This is a genomic window from Sphingobium nicotianae, assembly GCF_018603885.1.
Classification (GTDB): domain Bacteria; phylum Pseudomonadota; class Alphaproteobacteria; order Sphingomonadales; family Sphingomonadaceae; genus Sphingobium; species Sphingobium nicotianae.
This window is the reverse complement of the sequence record NZ_JAHGAW010000014.1, coordinates 50,110-68,615: the sequence shown is the minus strand read 5'-3', so window position 1 is coordinate 68,615 and position 18,506 is coordinate 50,110. Positions and strand designations below refer to the sequence as shown.

General features: G+C 64.8%; 16 protein-coding genes. 6 read left to right on the top strand and 10 right to left on the bottom strand.

What is annotated here, in order from left to right; all coding sequences use genetic code 11:
* Nucleotides 1–271: 271 nt before the first annotated feature.
* Together KK488_RS19085 and KK488_RS19080 are read left to right on the top strand one after the other, a co-directional pair.
* The gene (locus KK488_RS19085; RefSeq protein ID WP_214625306.1) at nt 272–2,953 is read left to right on the top strand and encodes a bifunctional acetate--CoA ligase family protein/GNAT family N-acetyltransferase; all 2,682 of its coding nucleotides are present in this window, start codon (nt 272–274) and stop codon (nt 2,951–2,953) included.
* Nucleotides 2,950–3,534: an NAD(P)H-dependent oxidoreductase gene (locus tag KK488_RS19080; RefSeq protein ID WP_214625305.1), complete on the top strand. Its 585-nt coding sequence runs from the start codon at nt 2,950–2,952 to the stop codon at nt 3,532–3,534. Before KK488_RS19085 ends, KK488_RS19080 begins: the two co-directional genes overlap by 4 nt.
* A gap of 62 nt (nt 3,535–3,596) precedes the next feature.
* On the opposite strand, the gene KK488_RS19075 is transcribed toward KK488_RS19080, so the two are convergent.
* Together KK488_RS19075 and KK488_RS19070 are read right to left on the bottom strand one after the other, a co-directional pair.
* Nucleotides 3,597–4,484: a universal stress protein gene (locus tag KK488_RS19075; RefSeq protein ID WP_214625304.1), complete on the bottom strand. Its 888-nt coding sequence runs from the start codon at nt 4,482–4,484 to the stop codon at nt 3,597–3,599.
* Between the two features lie 32 nt (nt 4,485–4,516).
* On the bottom strand, nt 4,517–5,554 hold the full coding sequence (locus tag KK488_RS19070) for a zinc-dependent alcohol dehydrogenase family protein (RefSeq protein ID WP_214625303.1): 1,038 nt from the start codon (nt 5,552–5,554) through the stop codon (nt 4,517–4,519).
* A gap of 212 nt (nt 5,555–5,766) precedes the next feature.
* Between KK488_RS19070 and KK488_RS19065 the strand changes: the two genes are divergently transcribed.
* From KK488_RS19065 to KK488_RS19050, 4 genes are all read left to right on the top strand, one after another.
* On the top strand, nt 5,767–6,279 hold the full coding sequence (locus KK488_RS19065; protein ID WP_432653876.1) for an HdeD family acid-resistance protein: 513 nt from the start codon (nt 5,767–5,769) through the stop codon (nt 6,277–6,279).
* Between the two features lie 364 nt (nt 6,280–6,643).
* Complete coding sequence (locus tag KK488_RS19060) at nt 6,644–8,584, top strand: flavin-containing monooxygenase (RefSeq protein WP_250890758.1); 1,941 nt, start codon at nt 6,644–6,646, stop codon at nt 8,582–8,584.
* Between the two features lie 22 nt (nt 8,585–8,606).
* Nucleotides 8,607–9,950 carry an aromatic ring-hydroxylating oxygenase subunit alpha gene (locus KK488_RS19055; protein WP_214625301.1) on the top strand — a complete coding sequence of 448 codons (1,344 nt, stop codon included), beginning with the start codon at nt 8,607–8,609 and terminating at the stop codon, nt 9,948–9,950.
* Nucleotides 9,947–10,465 (top strand): aromatic-ring-hydroxylating dioxygenase subunit beta, encoded by a 519-nt coding sequence (locus tag KK488_RS19050; protein WP_214625300.1) that lies wholly within the window; start codon nt 9,947–9,949, stop codon nt 10,463–10,465. The genes KK488_RS19055 and KK488_RS19050 overlap by 4 nt, the downstream gene beginning before the upstream one ends.
* A 73-nt stretch (nt 10,466–10,538) precedes the next feature.
* Here the strand turns inward: KK488_RS19050 and ccoS are convergent, their stop codons facing one another.
* The 8 genes from ccoS to ccoN form a co-directional block, all read right to left on the bottom strand.
* On the bottom strand, nt 10,539–10,712 hold the full coding sequence (gene ccoS / locus KK488_RS19045) for a cbb3-type cytochrome oxidase assembly protein CcoS (RefSeq protein ID WP_214625299.1): 174 nt from the start codon (nt 10,710–10,712) through the stop codon (nt 10,539–10,541).
* The gene (locus tag KK488_RS19040; RefSeq protein ID WP_214625298.1) at nt 10,709–12,853 is read right to left on the bottom strand and encodes a heavy metal translocating P-type ATPase; all 2,145 of its coding nucleotides are present in this window, start codon (nt 12,851–12,853) and stop codon (nt 10,709–10,711) included. Before KK488_RS19040 ends, ccoS begins: the two co-directional genes overlap by 4 nt.
* A complete protein-coding gene (locus tag KK488_RS19035) occupies nt 12,850–13,305 on the bottom strand; it encodes a FixH family protein (protein ID WP_214625297.1) in 456 nt (151 codons plus the stop codon). Before KK488_RS19035 ends, KK488_RS19040 begins: the two co-directional genes overlap by 4 nt.
* Nucleotides 13,302–14,762 (bottom strand): cytochrome c oxidase accessory protein CcoG, encoded by a 1,461-nt coding sequence (gene ccoG / locus KK488_RS19030; RefSeq protein WP_214625296.1) that lies wholly within the window; start codon nt 14,760–14,762, stop codon nt 13,302–13,304. The genes KK488_RS19035 and ccoG overlap by 4 nt, the downstream gene beginning before the upstream one ends.
* Nucleotides 14,763–14,889: 127 nt before the next feature.
* A complete protein-coding gene (gene ccoP, locus KK488_RS19025) occupies nt 14,890–15,807 on the bottom strand; it encodes a cytochrome-c oxidase, cbb3-type subunit III (protein ID WP_214625295.1) in 918 nt (305 codons plus the stop codon).
* The gene (locus tag KK488_RS19020; RefSeq protein ID WP_214625294.1) at nt 15,800–15,988 is read right to left on the bottom strand and encodes a cbb3-type cytochrome oxidase subunit 3; all 189 of its coding nucleotides are present in this window, start codon (nt 15,986–15,988) and stop codon (nt 15,800–15,802) included. Before KK488_RS19020 ends, ccoP begins: the two co-directional genes overlap by 8 nt.
* A complete protein-coding gene (gene ccoO, locus KK488_RS19015; protein WP_214625293.1) occupies nt 15,985–16,719 on the bottom strand; it encodes a cytochrome-c oxidase, cbb3-type subunit II in 735 nt (244 codons plus the stop codon). Before ccoO ends, KK488_RS19020 begins: the two co-directional genes overlap by 4 nt.
* A gap of 12 nt (nt 16,720–16,731) precedes the next feature.
* Nucleotides 16,732–18,396, bottom strand: coding sequence for a cytochrome-c oxidase, cbb3-type subunit I (gene ccoN / locus KK488_RS19010; RefSeq protein WP_214625292.1), 1,665 nt, complete (start codon nt 18,394–18,396; stop codon nt 16,732–16,734).
* Between the last annotated feature and the right edge of the window lie 110 nt (nt 18,397–18,506).

The following is an 18,506-nucleotide window of genomic DNA, read 5'->3' as shown; positions in this document are numbered from 1 at the left end:
CGCTTATTCCATTTGCTGCAGCGCGACAAGCGCGATCTCGAACGATGAATTCAATCAATCCGTTCCCGTTCCTGGCGGCGTAATTTGGCGGGCGGGCATCCGGACTTCCGGCCTGCACCGGGCAAGCCTGCGGGCGGACAGCCGCTCACGCACTTTTCCTATGTCACTTCGACGGCCTTCATGGGGAAACTACGAATGGTGCCCGGCCCCGCCACTCGGGCATTGGCAAGGCGAGGTGGCAGCCCCTTCCACGTCGCATCGCGAGGCAAGCATGACGATCCGCAATCTCTCCGCCCTGCTCCATCCCGCGAGCGTCGCTCTGATCGGCGCATCGAGCCGGGCGGGGACGCTCGGTGCGGTGGTTCTCGACAACATCCACTCACGCGGCTTTGCGGGCCGGGTTTATGCCGTGAACCCGCATCGCGTCGAACATGTCGGCGTGCAATGGGCGCCCACCGTCAAGGACCTTCCCCAGACGCCTGATCTCGCAATCCTCATGACGCCCGCCGAGACGATCCCCGGCCTCATTGCCGAGCTCGGCGAGGCTGGAACGCGTACGGCAGTCGTGATTTCCGCTGGAGTCACGGAGGCGAGCGGCCTGCGCCAGCAGATGCTCGACGCGGCCAGGCCCCATCTCCTGCGCATTGTCGGGCCCAACAGTCTGGGGATCGTTGCGCCGCACGCGAAGCTCGACGCCACCTTCGCGCGCACGCCGGCGAGGCCGGGGCGCCTGGCGCTCATCTCACAGAGCGGCGCGCTCATTACCGCCATTCTCGACTGGGCCGAGAGCCGCGACATAGGGTTTTCCGGGATCGTCTCGGCCGGAGACATGGCCGATGTCGATCTCGGCGATCTCATCGACCTTTTCGCGCTCGATCCCATGACCGATGCCATCCTCATTTATGTTGAAGGCGTCACCCAAGCGGCGAAGCTCCTTTCGGCAGCGAGTGCCGCAGCCCGCGGCAAGCCCGTGATTGCCATCAAGGCGGGCCGGTCCCCCGCGGCCGCGAAGGCAGCTCTGTCGCATACCGGCGCGCTTGCCGGATCCTACGATGTCTATCAGGCCGCGTTCGATCGGGCCGGCATCGTCATGGTCGACACCCTCACCGAGCTGTTCAACGCCGCCGAGATTCTATGCGCCTGCCGGGAGCCGGCTGGCGACCGGCTGGGCATCGTCACAAATGGTGGCGGTGCCGGCATATTGGCGGTGGACGCGATCGGCGCGGCACATGCTGCCCTGGCCCCGCTGGCGCCGTCCACCCTTGCCACGCTCGACAGCGCGCTCCCCCCGACATGGTCGAAGGCGAACCCCGTCGATATCATCGGCGATGCCGATCCCGAACGTTACCGGGCCGCGACCCGCGCGGTCCTGTCGGACGAGACGGTCGACGCGCTTCTCGTCATGAACTGCCCGACAGGCAGGGCGAGCGCGAGCGACATCGCCACCACGGTCGGCGAGGAAGTGCGGAGCGCGCGCGCGGGTCACATCGACAAGCCTGTGCTCGCCTGCTGGCTGGGGGACGCCAATGCTCGTGCCGCGCGCGACGCTCTGGCACCCCTGCAAATCCCCACCTACACGACACCGGACGATGCGGTTCGCGCCTTCGGCTATCTGATCGCCGCCCGGCGCGCCAAGCTGTCTCTGAGCGACAGACCCGCCGCGACGAAGGAGATCACGCCCGATATTCACGCGGCGGAACGCATCATCGCGGCCGTCCGCGCCGACAAGCGGACGGTTCTCACAGAGATAGAAAGCAAGGCGCTTCTCGATGCCTTTCGGATCCCGACCGTGCCGACCCGCTTCGCTGCCGCAGTCGAGACGGTCGACGAGGAATGCGGCTGGCTCAAACCGCCTTATGCCGTAAAGATCGTCTCGCCGGACATCAGCCATAAATCCGATGTCGGCGGCGTCGCGCTCGATCTGCACAATCGCGAGGCGGCAGCCGCGGCGGCGAGCGCAATGGAGATGCGGATCAGCCGGGAACATCCCGACGCGCATCTGCAAGGCTTCGCGATCGAGGAAATGGTCGAGCGTCCGCACGCCTTCGAACTGATTGCCGGCATCGCGACCGACCCGACATTCGGCCCGATCATCATGGTCGGCGCCGGCGGCACCTCGGTCGAGATCGTGGCCGACAAGGCGATCGACCTGGCACCGATCGACGACGCGCAGGCCCATGCGCTCATCGACCGCACTCGCATATCGAAGCTGCTTCACGGTTACAGGAACCAGCCAGCGGTCGATATGGACGGCGTCGCACATGTACTTGGCGCCCTGTCGGCCATCTGCGTGTCTCTCCCGGACATCCTTGAGCTCGACATCAATCCGCTGCTGGTCGACGCGGACGATGTTATCGCCCTGGACGCGCGCATCAAGATCGCTGCCGAACCCGTCTCCGGATCCCGGCTCACGATCCGGCCGGCGCCAATGGAGTGGGCGGCGGAACTCGTCACCCAGGATGGGCTGCGCTGCTTCGTGCGCCCCGTGCGTGCCGACGATGAACCATTGCTCGCCGAATTCTTCACCCATGTCTCACCGGAGGATCTGCGCTTCCGCTTCATGAGCGGCATTCAGACCGTGGGTCATGACCGCCTCGCGATGATGACCCGTGTCGATTATCGGCGCACGATCAGTTTTCTCGCTTTCGACGAGACACGCAAGACCGTCATCGCCACGGCGATGCTCGCGACCGATCCCGATCGTACGCGTGCCGAAGTCGCGCTCACGACGCGAGCGGACATGAAGCGGCGGGGGCTGAGCTGGACCCTGTTCGACCATGTCCTGCGCTATGCGAAGTCCGAACGCATCGGCACGATCGAGGCGATCGAATGCGCCGACCACGAAGCAGCGCTGCGAATGGAACGCGAAATGGGCTTCGTCTCCAACACCGATCCCGACGATCCCACGATCCGGATCCTGCGCCGCAACCTCCTGGAGCAACCCGCCTCATGACACGCAAACGCCTGGTCGTCATCGATGGGCATCCCGATCCGGATGCCGGTCGTTTCATTCATGCGCTGGCGAACAGCTATGCCGATGGTGCCACCGCCGGCGGCCATGAGGTACGGCTGATCCGCCTCGCGGCGCTCGACTTTCCGCTGGTCACCTCGCGCCAGGAATGGGAAGGCGAAACCGGGAATCCCGTCATCCGCGAGGCACAGGAGACCATTGCCTGGGCCCAGCATCTGACCATCCTCTATCCGCTCTGGCTCGGGGACGTTCCGGCGCTGCTCAAGGCCTTTCTCGAGCAGGTCATGCGGCCAGGCTTCGCCTTTGCCTATCGCGAAGGGAAGCTGCCGGAGAAGAAGCTGAAGGGCCACACGGCCCGCCTCGTCGTGACCATGGGGATGCCCGCCTTCTTCTATCGGGCCTTCTATGGCGCCCATAGCGTGAAGAGCTTCGAGCGGAATATCCTGCGGTTCGTCGGCATCCAACCGTTCGAGCATCTTCTGCTCGGCAACGTGGAAGCGGATGCCGACAAGCGCGACAGCTGGCTGGAGGAAATTTTCGAGCTGGGCAAACGCGGGATCTGAGAGGCAGGCGTTGCCGGCCTCGTGCTCGCCGTAGAGCGCAATGCCGGCCAAGGATGGCGGCCTCAGTGCGAAAGCAGGACGGGCCTTGGTGGATTCAGGAGAAAATCCCTGGTCACGCCACCCAGTATCCATTCGCGCAGCCGATTGTGGCCATAGGCTCCCGCGACGATAAGATCGGCGCCGAGGTCATGTGCGACATGCGCGATCGACCGGGCATCCGGTCCCTTCGCCACCTCGACGAGACATTGGGCTTCGACCTTGTGTTCGGCGAACCAGCCGCTGACGTCCTGAAGAGCCTGGCGAGCGTCCTGCGCCTCATTCCCCTTCTCGACGATTTCGGCGATCGTGACGGCTTTCGCCAGCTTCAGAAGCGGTATCGCGTCGAGAGAGGCGCGACGGGCGGCCCTGCCCTCTTTCCACGCCACGACTGCATGATCGAGCGGGATCGACGTCACATGGTGGGGAACCAGGAGCACCGGCCGCCCCGCCTGCATCACCACGTCGCTGACATTGGTGCGGCGCGCGTTCGGCGACAGGGAGCTTTGACTGCCCGGCGCCGTGATAATCAGATCGGCGCAGCGTGCCTGGGAGACGAGATGGTCCGAGAGCGGCGCGAAAAGCATCGCGGATCGCCATTCCAGCCTGAGTGGCCGCCCCGCCAGCACGTCGCGAAATTCGGCCTCCGCCTCCTGCATCTGCCGCGCGGTCTCCGCCTCGTCGATGGCGACCGCTTCCCCGGACACGAAGGCCGCGCTGGCCGGCATTGCCAGGATTGACTGACAGGCAGCGATTGCGACGAGTTTCGCATTGCAGCGCTCCGCGAGCTCGCCGGCGATCCTCACCAGCGCTTCATTGGAACCGCCCAGGTCCAGATGGACCATGATTGTCGCGACACTCATCGATAATCCTCCTTGTTTCTGGCCAGCCCGCTCCGCGCCGGGAACCGGCAACCGGGCGATTTCCCCGCGCGCGATCGCCGGGATCAGGTGGAGATGACCACCTTGAGAGCCTGAGTCTCCGCAGCGCGCCCGAACACGTCATAGGCATCCATGACCGCATCGAGCTTGAAGCGGTGGGTGATGAGGCTTTCCGGATCGAGCTTCTTCGCCATCACGGTTTTCATCAGCATGGGCGTGGTCACGGTATCGACCAGCCGCGTGGTGATCGCGATATTGTGGGACCAGAGCTTCTCGAGATGGAGATCGGCCTTGTGACCATGCACGCCGATGTTCGCGATGACGCCGCCCGGCGCGACAAGATCCTGGCAAAGTTCGAAGCTGGCCGGCACGCCCACCGCCTCGATCACCGTGTCAGCGCCGCGCTCGGCGGTGACCGCCTGCACGGCCGCGACCGCATCTTCCGTCGCGCTGTTGACGATATGCGTCGCGCCGAAGCGTTGCGCGATCGCCAGCCGATTGTGGTCCAGGTCGATCATGATGATCTCGGCGGGCGAATAGAATTGCGCAGTGAGGAGCGCGGCCAAGCCGATCGGCCCCGATCCCACGATTGCGACACTGGCACCGGGCTGCACCTTGCCGTTCAGGACGCCGCACTCGAAGCCGGTGGGCAGAATGTCGCTGAGCATGACCAGAGCCTCTTCGTCCGCACCCGACGGGATAGGATAGAGGCTGGTATCGGCATGGGGAATCCGCACATATTCAGCCTGCGTCCCATCGATCATGTTGCCGAGGATCCAGCCGCCGGTGGTGCAATGCGAGTACATGCCGCGCCGGCAATAGTCGCAGCGCCCGCAGGCGGTGATGCAGGAGATCAGCACATGATCGCCAGGGCGAAAACTGGCAACGCCGCTGCCCACCGTCTCGACGATACCGACGCCTTCGTGCCCCAGAATTCGCCCCGGCGTGCATGTCGGCACGTCACCCTTGAGGATGTGCAGGTCCGTCCCGCAAATGGTCGTATGGGTTATGCGGACGATCGCATTGCCAATGTCGATGATCTCCGGCTTGGGACAGTCGTCGAGGCTCTTCTGGCCAGGACCGTGATAGACCAATGCTTTCATGTCGTGTCTCCGAATGCCGAGGCCGCCGGCAGCGGCCATTGCCTGTCCTGATGACGGTGAAGAAGGCCGCGACAAATCAGTAGATTCCCGGAATGCGGCGATGACGCGTCGGATTTAATCGTCGTGCATCTGATCGAGCTGATTCAAAGGACGCAGTCATGACGACACAGACGATATGGGGGGACACGCAATTACCGCCCGCCGAAGCGAAACTGTGGGGATGGTTCGTCGGCATTGGCGCGGCGCTCGCCGCCCTCGGTTTCATCGCATCGGCCAATCTCTTCCTGGCAACCATGGCGGCCACCTATATTGCCGGCTCGATGATGTTCGCAGGCGGCATCCTGCAGCTCGTCCATGCCGTCGGGGTCCGACGCTGGACCTGGGTCGCGTTGTGGACCCTATCGGGCCTCCTCTATCTCTCGGCCTCGGTTGCCGTGCTCTACAATCCAGCGTTCGCGGCCAGCCTGCTGACCCTGTTGCTGGGCTATGCGCTTGGCGCATCGGGCCTTGTCCGCAGCGTCGTTTCCATCGGATGGCGCGGCAATGGCTGGGGATGGCTTCTCCTGTCCGGTCTGATCAGCCTCAGCGTCGCCGCTATCATCCTGTTCGGCTGGCCGGCGAACAGCTTCTGGGTGTTGGGCATGTTCCTGGCGATCGACCTGCTGATGCAGGGCGTGATGCTGATGTCCGTCGGGTTCGCGTTGCGACCCCGAGTGGCGCGATGACCAAACACAAATCGGCGACCACCGGTTAGGGTCATCCGCGTGATCGCCATTTAGACACCCCCGTGCAGAGGCTCGGGGTCGTGCCGATCAGGCAACCGACGCGATACGCAAGGTCGGCTGAAGTCACCTGTAGGGAAGCCCTTCCCCGAACCTGCCGCTGAAACAGGACGTTCCACCGCCCTGACGGAGAGCACCGCGGACGCTCGCCCAACAAGACAGGCCAATTGCGCGCGCTTGATCCAGATCAAGGACGGGCGCTGACGACTGCACAACAACGCTCCTTATGTGGCCGATGCCGCGCGGCACAACTTAACATGTTAAGTAGATTTCAGAGCAGCGGCGCGTGATGAGGAGGATGCAAGGCATGTCAGTGATGGAAGCGACCGTGCGGCCGGTACGGCCCGAATTGCTCAGCGCGAGCGACGAGATGATCGAGGATGCGGTCGGCTATGCCGATCCGATGGCGCTGCGCGGCCTGCTCTATCTGCTGACTGGCGACACCGAGCTCAAGACCATGGAGCTGCGCAAGTTCCGCGTCGGCAGGGTGGAGACGGTAGCCCCCGCCAGCGACGAGGTCATCGCCATGCTGCGGCGCAAGGCCGTCGACTTCCTCAAGGCCTATCGCGACGCCGGCGCTGGCGAGATCGACTATGACCGGGCGCGGGTGGTGGAAAGCCTGGACCTCGTCGTCGGCGAGCGGATCATGGATGCCGCGCGCGACCTGATGGTCGAGGAGACCGCGCTCGATCCACTGGTGCGATCGCTCAAATGGCAGGCCGAGCCCGATCCGGAACGGCTCGACAATTTCTCGGTGACGATCATCGGCTCCGGCATGGGCGGCCTCAACGCCGCGATCCAGCTCGGCCGCGCCGGCATCAACTATCAGATCATCGAGAAGAATGACGAGGTCGGCGGCACCTGGTACGAAAATCATTATCCGGGCGCCCGCGTCGACACGCCCAGCCGCGGTTATACGAACCTGACGGCGGTCAATTACCCCTATCCCCGCCAGTTCGGCACGAACAAGGAATGCCAGGCCGTGTTCGAGCGCACGGCCGACGATTTCGACCTGCGCAAGGACATCAGCTTCAACACCGAGGTGCGCTCGCTGACCTGGGACGAGGCAGCCGGCCTGTGGGACATCCGCGTCGTCGGCCCCGATGGCGAGCGGACGATCCGCTCGAACGCGGTGATCAGCGGCGTCGGTTTCCTCAGCCGCCCGAGCATCCCGGACATTGCGGGCATGGACCAGTTCGAGGGCCAATCCTGGCACACTGCGCGCTGGCCGGACGGCATCGACCTGCGCGGCAAGCGGGTCGCAGTGATCGGCACGGGCTGCACCGGCTATCAGATGATCCCGGTGCTCGCGCAGGTCGAAGGCATCGAGCTCACCGTCTTTCAGCGCACCGCCCAGTGGCTGATCCCGATCCCCGGCTATCTCTCGGAATCGCCCAGGCAGCTCATGTGGCTGGACCGCAACCTGCCCTATCATGCCAATTTTCTGCGCTTCAAAACCATCTACGGATCGGGCCCGGACTTCGTGAAGCAGTTCGACATCGAACCGGGCTTCGACGATCCCTATTCGGTCAGCGAAGCCGGGAAGGCGGCGCGCGAGCGGGCGATCGAGTTCCTCAAGAGCAAGATCAGCGACCCCGACCTGCTCGCGGCGATGACCCCGCCGCATCCGATGTGGTCGGCGCGGCCGGTCGTCTGCGACCCCACCTACAGCGTGCTCGACGCCATCCAGGAGGAGAATGTCACGCTCGTCCCGCAGGGGATCAGGAGCGCCAACCGCAATGGCCTCGTCGCGGCGGACGGCAGCCAGCACGATGTCGACGTGATCATCTTCGCCACCGGCTTCCGCGCCCATGACTTCCTCTGGCCGATGGAGGTCACGGGCAAGGACGGCATGACGCTGGACAAGCTGTGGGCGCAGGACGGCGCCCGCGCCTATCTCGGCTGCATGATCCCCGGATTCCCCAATCTGTGGACGCTCTATGGGCCGAACACCAATGGCGGCATCGGCGTGCCGCAATATGAGGAAATGACCACGCTGTATCTGATGCAGTGCATGGAAAAGCTGATCCTCGAGGGCAAGAAGGCGATCGAGGTCAAGGAAGACGCCTATTGGCGCTACAACCGGATCGTCGATGAGGGCAACGCGCGCAAGGTCTGGGCCGACCCGCGCTCGCACAGCTACTGGTGGAGCCGCTTCGGCCGCTCCGTCTCGCAGACCCCGTTCACCGGCTACGAGATCCGGGAGCATCTGCTGCGCCCTGATTTCGGCGACATGGACGTTCGCTGACCCCAGAAATTGGAGCTTTGACATGAAGCCTTATCGTCTTGTCGACCTGGTCGATGACCGTCCCGCGGAGGGAGTGTTCCGGGTCAACCGCGCTCTCTTCTCCGATCCCGAGCTGTTCGATCTCGAAATGAAGCATGTCTTCGAGAGCGGCTGGGTCTTCCTCGGCATGGCCAGCCAGGCCGCCGACCTGCACGACTATTTCACGACGCGCATCGGGCGCATCCCGGTGATCGTCGCGCGCGGCAAGGACGGCGTCCTGCGCTGTTTCGTCAACAGCTGCCCGCACAAGGGCGCGCGGATCGCCACGCAGCCCTCGGGCAATGCGCGGCTGTTCGCTTGTCCTTATCATAGCTGGACCTTCGACAGCTCGGGCGCCTGCAAGAATGTGAAGTGGCACAACGCCGGCGCCTATGGCCAGGGCTTCACCGAGGAGGATCACGACCTCGCCCCGATCGCGAGGTTCGGCGAGTATCGCGGCTTCCTGTTCGGCAGCCTGAGCGCCGACGTCCCCTCGCTCGACGATCATCTCGGCGAGGCGCGCCACATGCTCGATCTGGTGGCCGACCAGAGCGACGAGGGCCTCGAACTCGTTCCGGGCCGCGTCCGCTTCACCTTCGCTGCCAACTGGAAGATGCAACTCGAGAATTGCTCGGACCAGTATCATTTCACCTCGACCCATCCGAGCCTGATCAAGGTGCTGGAGCGCCGTGCGGCGGGCGAGAATGGCGCGGCGGTCAAGTCCAGCCTGGCCGGCGCCGACTTCTGGAAAGGCGGCGACGAGGGGATCGTCGGCGGCTCCTACATCTTCGAGCACGGGCATGTCGTGACCTGGGGGCGCATGGAGCCGAACCCCAGTCAGGCGCTCTACTCGTCCCACACCGCATTGTTGGAAAAGTTCGGCGCGGACCGCACCGCCTGGATGTTCAACATGCGCAACCTCAGCCTGTTCCCGAACGCGCAGGTGGCGGTGAACGCTTCCACCCAGCTGCGCGTCATCCGGCCGATCGCGCATAATCTGACCGAGATGGAGACATGGTGCCTTGTCCCCAAGGGCGAAAGCGCCGAGGCGCGACGGCTGCGCATCCGCCAGTATGAGGATTTCTTCAATCCCACCGGCATGGCGATCGCTGATGACAACGCCGTGTACGAGGAATGCCAGACCGGCATGACGGGTCAGGACGGCCCCTGGCTGCAAGGCCATGCCCGCGGCCTCGCCGCCACCCGCAAGGGCGGCAATGACCTGTCCGACCGGCTCGGGATGGAACCGGTCAGCAGCGTCGCCGGCCCGTCGCAACTGGCCGACGAGACATTGTTCCAGGGCTATTATCACGCATGGTTGGATCGGATGAGCGAGGTGCTGGCATGAACGACTTGACCCTTGAGCGCGCGCGGCTGACGCTGGCGGACGCGCAGGCGCTGATCACGCGCGAAGCCCGGCTGCTCGACGAGCAGGACTTCGCGGGCTGGCTCGACCTCTATACCGAGGACGCGCTCTACTGGATGCCGGCCTGGCGCGACGACAACAGCCAGACGGAAGATCCCGACCGGGAGCTGTCGCTCATCTATTATCGCGGACGGTCCAATCTGCGCGACCGGGTCACGCGCCTGACCTCCGGCCTCTCGCCGGTCTCGCGCACCCTGCCGCGCGTGGCGCACATCCTCAGCAATGTCGAGCTGGGCGGCATGGACGGCGACGAGCATGTCGTCTTCTCCAGCTTCGTGACTCACGCCTATGATCCGCGCAGCGATCGCCTTTCCTATCATTTCGGCCGCTACCGTCACGGACTGCGGCAGGTGGACGGCGAATGGCGCATCGCCAGCAAGATCATCCGCCTCGCGAACGATCTGGTGCCGACCGTTCTGGACGTGAACGCGATCTGACGACGGAGATTTCCGTCACGCCATTGCGAAGGGGCCGGCCGTCCAAGGCCGGCCCCTTTTGCGTATCCGAGGACTATCGATCCTTGATGGGCGTCGGCCGGTCGTCGTTCGGGTCGTCGATAAGGATGCGCATGGCCGCGCCGTCCGGATCATCGAACTGACCGGCGCGCAGCGACCATAGAAAGGCGACCAGGCCGCCAAGGCCGAGCGCGAGAGCCACGGGGATGAGGATGAGCAGGCCGTTCATTTGACGGCCCAGCGCAAGCGCAGCGAATTGGCGATCACGATCAGCGAACTGGTCGACATGGCCAGCGCCGCGACGAGGGGGGTCACGTGACCGGTCATGGCAAGCGGAACGGCCAGGATATTGTAGCCAATGGCCAGCGCGAAATTCTCGCGCACGATCCGCATCGTCGCGCGCGCCGCGCGCACTGCCTTCGGCAGGCAGAGCAAGCTGTCGCCCAGGAACACGATATCGGCCGCCTGCTGGCCGACGTCGCTGGCCGAGGCGGGCGCCATCGAGACATGGGCGGCCGCGAGCGCCGGCCCGTCATTGAGGCCATCGCCGACCATCAGCGGACGATGCCCCACCGCGATCTCCGACTCCAGCAATGCCATCTTTTCCGCCGGTTGCATCTCGCCCTGCCAGGCAATGCCGAGCGCATCGCCAACCAGCGCGACGGCCCCTGCCCTGTCGCCGGACATGATCCGCGCCGGCAGGCCGAGGGCGGCGAGTTGCCTCAGTGCGGCGGAAGCATCCGGGCGCAGGCCGTCCGCGAAGCGAATGATGAAGGGATGCTCGCAGCCCAGATCGAGAGCGACGGACGTGCGATCGTCTTCATCGCTCCCAACTTCGCCGGGGCGCGGGCGACGCATCGCCACCAGAGTGCCATCGATCCTGGCTTCCACGCCCTCGCCCGCTTTCTCGATGATATCGCTCAGCTGCGCAGGGCCGACATCGGCGCCGCCCAGCCCCTGCCGGATGGCGATGGCGAGCGGATGGCGGCTCGCCATCGCGAGCGCGCGCGCGATCGGACGCTTGTCCTCTGGTATGGCATCGAGCCCTTCCGGCTGCGGCCGGCCGAGGGTCAGCGTCCCCGTCTTGTCGAGCAGCACTTCATCCGCCTGGGCCAGGCGCTCGAGCGCGCTGCCGTCCTTCACCAGCAGGCCCTCGCGCATCATCGAGCCGCAGACGACGACCTGGGCGACCGGCACCGCGAGGCCGAGCGCGCAGGGGCATGTGATGATCAGCACCGCAATCGCGATGAGCAGCGATTGATGCCAGCCGGCCCCGGCCATCATCCAGGCGGCAAAGCTCAGCGCCGCGAGCAGATGCACGGCGGGCGCGTAGAGCCGCGACGCCCGATCGGCCAGGCGCACATAGCGCGAGCGCACCTGCGCCGCGCTCTCCATGAGACGCGCGATCGCCGCGATCGCCCGGTCCTCGCCCACAGCCGTCACGCGCAGGGTCACGGGCGCATCGAGATTGAGCGTGCCGGCGGTGACGCGATCGCCGGGGCCGGCACTGACCGGCGCGCTCTCGCCGGTCAGGAGCGACAGATCGAACCGGCTCGTCCCCTGCTCGATGATCGCATCCGTCGCCAGCCGCTCACCGGCGGCGACGAGCAGCCGGTCGCCAACCACGAGGGCATCCGCCGCGATCCACTGGCTTTCGCCCTTCTCGCCAAGGCGCATCGCGCCGGGTGCCGTCCGCCGGACCAGCGCCTCGGCGCCGCTCGCCGCCCGTCCGCGCATCATCTCGTCGAGCACGCGCCCGGCGAGGAGAAAGGTCAGGAGCATGAGCGCGCCGTCGAACCAGGCATGCTCGCCGCCGATGATCGTCTCGTAGAGGCTCATGCCGGTCGCGAGCGAGACGCCGATGGAGATCGGCACGTCCATGTTCGTCGTGCCGGCCTTCAGCGCGCGGAACGCCGATGAGAAGAAAGGGCGCCCGGAAAAGGCGACCGCGGGGATAGCGATCAGCGCCGAGATCCAGTGGAAGAGATTGCGCGAGTTCCCGTCCGCGCCCGACCAGACCGACACGGACAGCAGCATGACGTTCATGGCCGCGAAGCCGGCGACGGCCAGCGCGCGGATCAGCCGCTTGAGCGCGACGCTGCGCTCCAGAGAAGCGGCATTCTGGAGCGGTTGCGCTTCGAACCCGATCGCCTCGAAGGCGCGGATCAGGTCGGGTTCGGCGAGCGTGTCGGCGTGGCTCACCGTCACCGTCTTGCCGGAAAAATTGACCCGGCCCCAGAAGATCCCCGGTTGCAGCGGCAGCAGCCGCTCGATCTTGGCGATGCAGCCGGCGCAATGCATGTCCGGCACCGCGAAGCGGCTTTCGCGCGGATGCCCGGCCGGCTCGACCGCTGGCGCGCGCGCGTTCATTGGAGGTCGACGATCCGGTTGATCTGCCACCTGCCCTGCACCGCGCGCAGATGGAGGATCCAGCGGCCCGCGGGCAGCGCGTCGAGGCTCTCGTAGCGGCCGCCGCCCAAAGCGCGGAAGGCCAGAGTCCGCTCCGGCAGGCGGCCGAGCGGATGGCGCGCCAGGGCCGTGACGGTCGCGAAGGGGAGCGGCGCAGCGCCCTGCGCGATCGAGACAATCACATGATGATCGGGCGTCCGCACCGTATCGAGCGACCAGCCCAGCGCCTTTTCCGCGCGTGCCTTCTCGAGCCATCCGTTGAACTGCTGGCTGGCGACATAGCTGTTGTCGACCACCGTGCCGCCAAACGTCGCGCTCGCGAAATAGGCCATGGTGAAATTGACGGCCATCACGACCCCGAAAAACGCAACGAGAATGAGCGTGATGTGGCGCCCCGTGAACGTCCCGGTCATTGTCCCTCCTCCGGCCGGACGAAGCTCTCGTCATCCTCGGCCGTCTCCTTGTCGTCGCCCGCCGCCTGGACGGTGAAGACGAAATCCTGCCTTGCCGGCCCAAAGGCACCTGCCACGATATAGAGACGCTGCTTGAGCACCTGGTCGGCGGGAACATCGACCCGCAGCGTCCGGCTCGCCTGCGCTCTGCTCTGCCCTTCGCTCCACATGACGCCGTCGGGCAGCCCACGCAGGCCGACGATCATCGTGCGGGGCCGGTTCTGCATGTTGCGCACGCGCACCAGATAGGCGTTGCGGATCGACCCATCCGACAGGCGGACATATTGAGGATTGCGATCCGCCGCCGCGGCGATGTCGACGCGCGTGCGTGTACCCAGCGCGAACAGCATCGCTATCCCGATGGCCGCCCAGAGCGCAAGGTAGATCAACGTGCGCGGCCGCAGCAGGCGCTTCAGCGCGGACACCGATGCCTCCCCGCGCATCTCGCGCTCGCAGTCCAGCTCGGTCGCATAGTCGATCAGGCCGCGCGGCCGGCCGATCTGCCCCATCACCTTGTCGCACGCATCGATGCACAGCGCGCAAGTGATGCAGCCGATCTGGGGGCCTTCGCGAATGTCGATGCCGGTCGGGCAAACTTGAACGCACTGGAGACAGTCGATGCAGTCGCCGGTCTGGATATGCTCTTCGCTGGCCTTCTTGAGACCATGACTGCGCGGTTCGCCGCGCCAGTGGCGATAGGTGACGATCAGCGACTTTTCATCCGTCATGGCGGTCTGGATGCGAGGCCAGGGGCACATATAGATGCACACCTGTTCCCGCATGAAACCGCCCAGCAGGAAGGTGGTCATGGTGAGCACCAGCACGGTGCCATAGGCGACCGTCGGCGCCGTACCATGCCAGAAGGCGCGCTGGAGCGTTGGCGCGTCAGCGAAATAGTTGATCCAGGCACCGCCGGTCAGAAAGGCGATGAGCAGCCAGACCGACCATTTGCGCAGGCGCTTCCAGAGCTTCGTCAAGGTCCAGGGCGCGCGATCGAGACGGATCTGGGCGTTGCGGTCTCCGTCCAGGAAGCGCTCGACATGCTGGAACAGATCGGTCCAGACGGTCTGCGGGCAGGCATAGCCGCACCAGGCGCGGCCGACTGCCGAGGTGACCAGGAAGAGGCCGATGCCCGCCATGATCAGCAGGCCCGCAACATAATAAAATTCGTGCGGCCAAATCTCGATGTCGAACATGTAGAAGCGGCGATTGGCGAGATCGACCAGCACGGCCTGGTTCGGAGCATATGCGCCGCGGTCCCAGCGCAGCCATGGCGTAACCCAGTAGATGGTCAGGGTGACGGCCATCACCAGCCATTTGAAACGGCGAAATGGCCCATCGACCTGCTTGGGGAAAACGGACTTGCGCTTTTCGTAGAGGCTCGTCGGCCCGTTGGTGAGATCGTTCACGCTTGACATGTCGGCGCCTGTTAAGCTGTTTTACGGTGACGAGGGCACCCGCGGCAAACGGGGGACCGCGAGCACCCTCATCAATGGTGATTTACGACGGCCTGACGGAGCATGCATTGCGCCAGATCAAGCCGTGCTAATTCGTCGCCTGTGCCGTCGCGACAAGCTGCGGTTGCGGATTTGCCTCGCCGCCGCCCAGCGAATGGACATAGGCCGCCAGCATCTTGATGGTCACAGGATCGAGACGGTGCCCCCATGCCGGCATGACGCCCCGGCGACTGTCGGTCAGCGTCTGGGTCAGGGTCTCGCGGTCCCCGCCATAGAGCCAGATGCCGTCCGCCAGATTGGGCGCGCCGACGGTGCGATTGCCCTTGCCCTGAGGACCGTGGCAAACGGCGCAATTAGCCTCGAACAGCGCGCTGCCGCGTCTTGACGACGAGCTCGACTTCTCCTGTCGGCTGAGCACGCGGACGAAGGACACGGCGTCCTGGACTTGCGCCGGCGTCAGGATGCCGTCGTGCCCGAAGGCCGGCATCAGGCTGGTGCGCGTTTCCGCGACCTCGGGATTTCGAGCGCCATAGGTGATGGTATAGACGATGGATTTGAGGTCGCCGCCCCACAGCCAGTCATCATCGTTGAGGTTGGGATAACCCTTCGATCCGGCGGCACCCGACCCATGGCATTGCACGCAATGCACCTTGAAGGCCGCGCCGCCGCCCTGGATCGCGACATTCATCAGCGTTGGCTTGCCTGGCAGATTCTCGATCGGAGTCGCCGCAATGGCGGAGAGGATCGGCGCCTTGCGTGTCGCCTCCGTACCCATCGTTTTGGCGAGTTCGCGCCGGCTCGACCAGTTCGACAGGCCTTTGCTGTTGCCGTGCAGGAACGGGATCGCCGGATACATGACGACATAGCCGATCGCGAAGACAATCGAGGCGTAGAAGGTGAGCAGCCACCAGCGCGGCAGCGGCGTGTTCAGCTCCTCTATGCCGTCCCACTCATGGCCGACCGTTTCGGTCCCGGTCGGATGATCGATGCGTTTTTGCTCAGCCATGGTTCTTGTCCCCGGTTTCGGCTGTCCCTTCGCTCTCGTCGGCGAAGATCATGGTGGCGGCTTGCTCGTTCCGTCGCTTGGAGCCGGGGCGAAATGCCCAGAAGACGAGCACGAAATAAGCGAGCAACATCGCGGCCAGCGCATAGCTGTCGGCGAACGTGCGCAGATCATTGTAGATCATCGCTCGACCTCCTGCGGCGCGGCACTGTCGAGATCGACCAGGGTGCCGAGCATCTGCAGATAGGCGACGAGGGCGTCCATCTCGGTGAGGCGCGAGGGATTTCCGTCGAAATCGCGCGCCTGCGCCTTGGGATAGCGGCTCAGCAGATCCTTCGTGTCCGCCTCGGGATCGGCCTGGGCGACGAGGTCCGCGTTGGCCTGTGCGAGATCCTTGTCGGTATAGGGCACGCCGACATCCTTGAGCGCCTTGAGATGGGCGCTCATGTCGCCCGGCTTCAGGTCGCGATCGGCGAGGAAGGCATAAGGCGGCATGATGGATTCGGGTACGACGCTGCGCGGATCGGTGAGATGCTGGACATGCCAGGCATCCGAGTACCGCTTGCCGACACGGGCAAGATCGGGGCCGGTGCGCTTCGATCCCCACTGGAAGGGGTGATCATACATGCTCTCGGCCGCGAGGCTGTAATGCCCGTAGCGCTCGACTTCGTCACGGAACGGCCGGATCATCTGGCTGTGACAGTTGTAGCAGCCCTCGCGGATGTAGATGTTGCGCCCGGCCAGCTCGAGCGGCGTGTAGGGGCGCATGCCCTCCACCTTCTCGATCGTGTTGTCGATCCAGAAGAGCGGGGCCACCTCCACAAGCCCGCCGATCGCGACGACCGCGAAGGCGGCGACGGCAAGCAACGTGATGTTGCGCTCGAGTTTCTTGTGCTTCTCGGTAAGCGTAGTCATGGCTTTCCGTCCTTATTCGGCGGGGAGGGCGTGAAAGGGCGTGGCGGGATGATCCCGTTCGGGATCGGGCCGCGTTTCGCGCATCGGGGCTTCGTCGCGCAGATGACCCAGGATCGTGCGCCAGACGTTGATCGTCATGATCACCGCACCGGACAGGTAGAGCAATCCACCGAAGGCCCGGATCAGATAGAGCGGGTGCATGGCCTTCACGGTGTCCGAGAAGGCATAGACCAGATAGCCGTCTGCCCCATATTCGCGCCACATCAGGCCCTGCATGATGCCGGCGACCCACATCGCGGACGCGTAAAAGACGATGCCGACCGTCGCGAGCCAGAAGTGCCAGTTCACCATGCGCAGCGAATAGAGGCGCTGGCGTGCCCAGAGGCGCGGGGTCAGATAATAAATGGCAGCGAAGGTGATCATGCCGTTCCAGCCGAGTGCGCCGGAATGAACATGGCCGATCGTCCAGTCGGTATAGTGCGAGAGGCTGTTGACGCTCTTCACCGAGAGCATCGGGCCTTCGAACGTGCTCATGCCGTAGAAGGCGAGCGCCATGACCATCATGCGGATGATCGGATCGGTGCGAACCTTGTCCCAGGCGCCGTTCAGCGTCATCAGGCCGTTGATCATCCCGCCCCAGCTCGGCATCCACAGCATGATCGAGAAGACCATGCCCAGCGTCTGCGCCCAGTCGGGCAAGGCGGTGAACAGGAGATGGTGCGGCCCCGCCCAGATGTAGAGGAAGATCAGCGACCAGAAGTGGATGATCGACAGGCGGTAGGAATAGACCGGCCGCTCGGCCTGCTTGGGCACGAAATAATACATCATGGCCAGAAAGCCGGCGGTCAGGAAGAAGCCGACCGCGTTGTGGCCGTACCACCATTGGGTCAGTGCATCCTGCACGCCCGCGAAGGCCGAATAGCTCTTCGATCCCACCCAGCTCACCGGCACCGCCAGATTGTTGACGATATGCAGCATCGCGATGGTGATGATGAAGCTCAGGTAGAACCAGTTCGCCACATAGATGTGCGGCTCGCTGCGCTTGAGGATCGTACCGATGAACACCGCGGCATAGGCGACCCAGACGATGGTCAGCCAGAGATCGACATACCATTCCGGCTCGGCATATTCGCGGGCTTCGGTGATTCCCAGCATATAGCCGGTGGCGGCGAGCACGATGAAGAGCTGATAACCCCAGAAGACGAAGCGCGCGAGGCCGGGAAACGCCAGGCGGGCGCGGCAGGTCCGCTGCACCACGTAGAAGCTCGTCGCGATCAGGGCATTGCCGCCAAAGGCGAAGATGACGGCGGACGTGTGCAGCGGCCGCAACCGACCGAATGTCGTATATTCGATGCCGAGGTTGAGAACGGGGAAGGCAAGCTGGAGGGCGATGAACAGGCCCGCGAGGAAGCCGGCCATTCCCCAGAACACGGTGGCGATGACGCCCCAGCGGATGGGATCGTCATCATAGCGTCCGGCATCGGGCGTGCGCAGGATGCCGCGCGCGATCGCGCCATAGTCGGCACCGCTGATCGTCACCCAGCAGGCGATCAAAGCGGCGATGCAGACGATCGCCATGTGCACGGAAAAGCCGAAGTCGACGGCAAGCCCCGCGGCCAAGAATGCCAGCGCGGCGACTGCCAGGTAGATGCCGGCGCGCATCGTCAATTGGATCATGGTCAACCCCTCGGCTGCAAATTTTGATTCGCTGGAGGTCTAGTGGCCGGGGTCGCTGGCCTCATTGACTTGGGTCAAGCGTGGGCATCGCCGGCCAAAATCGCTCTCTG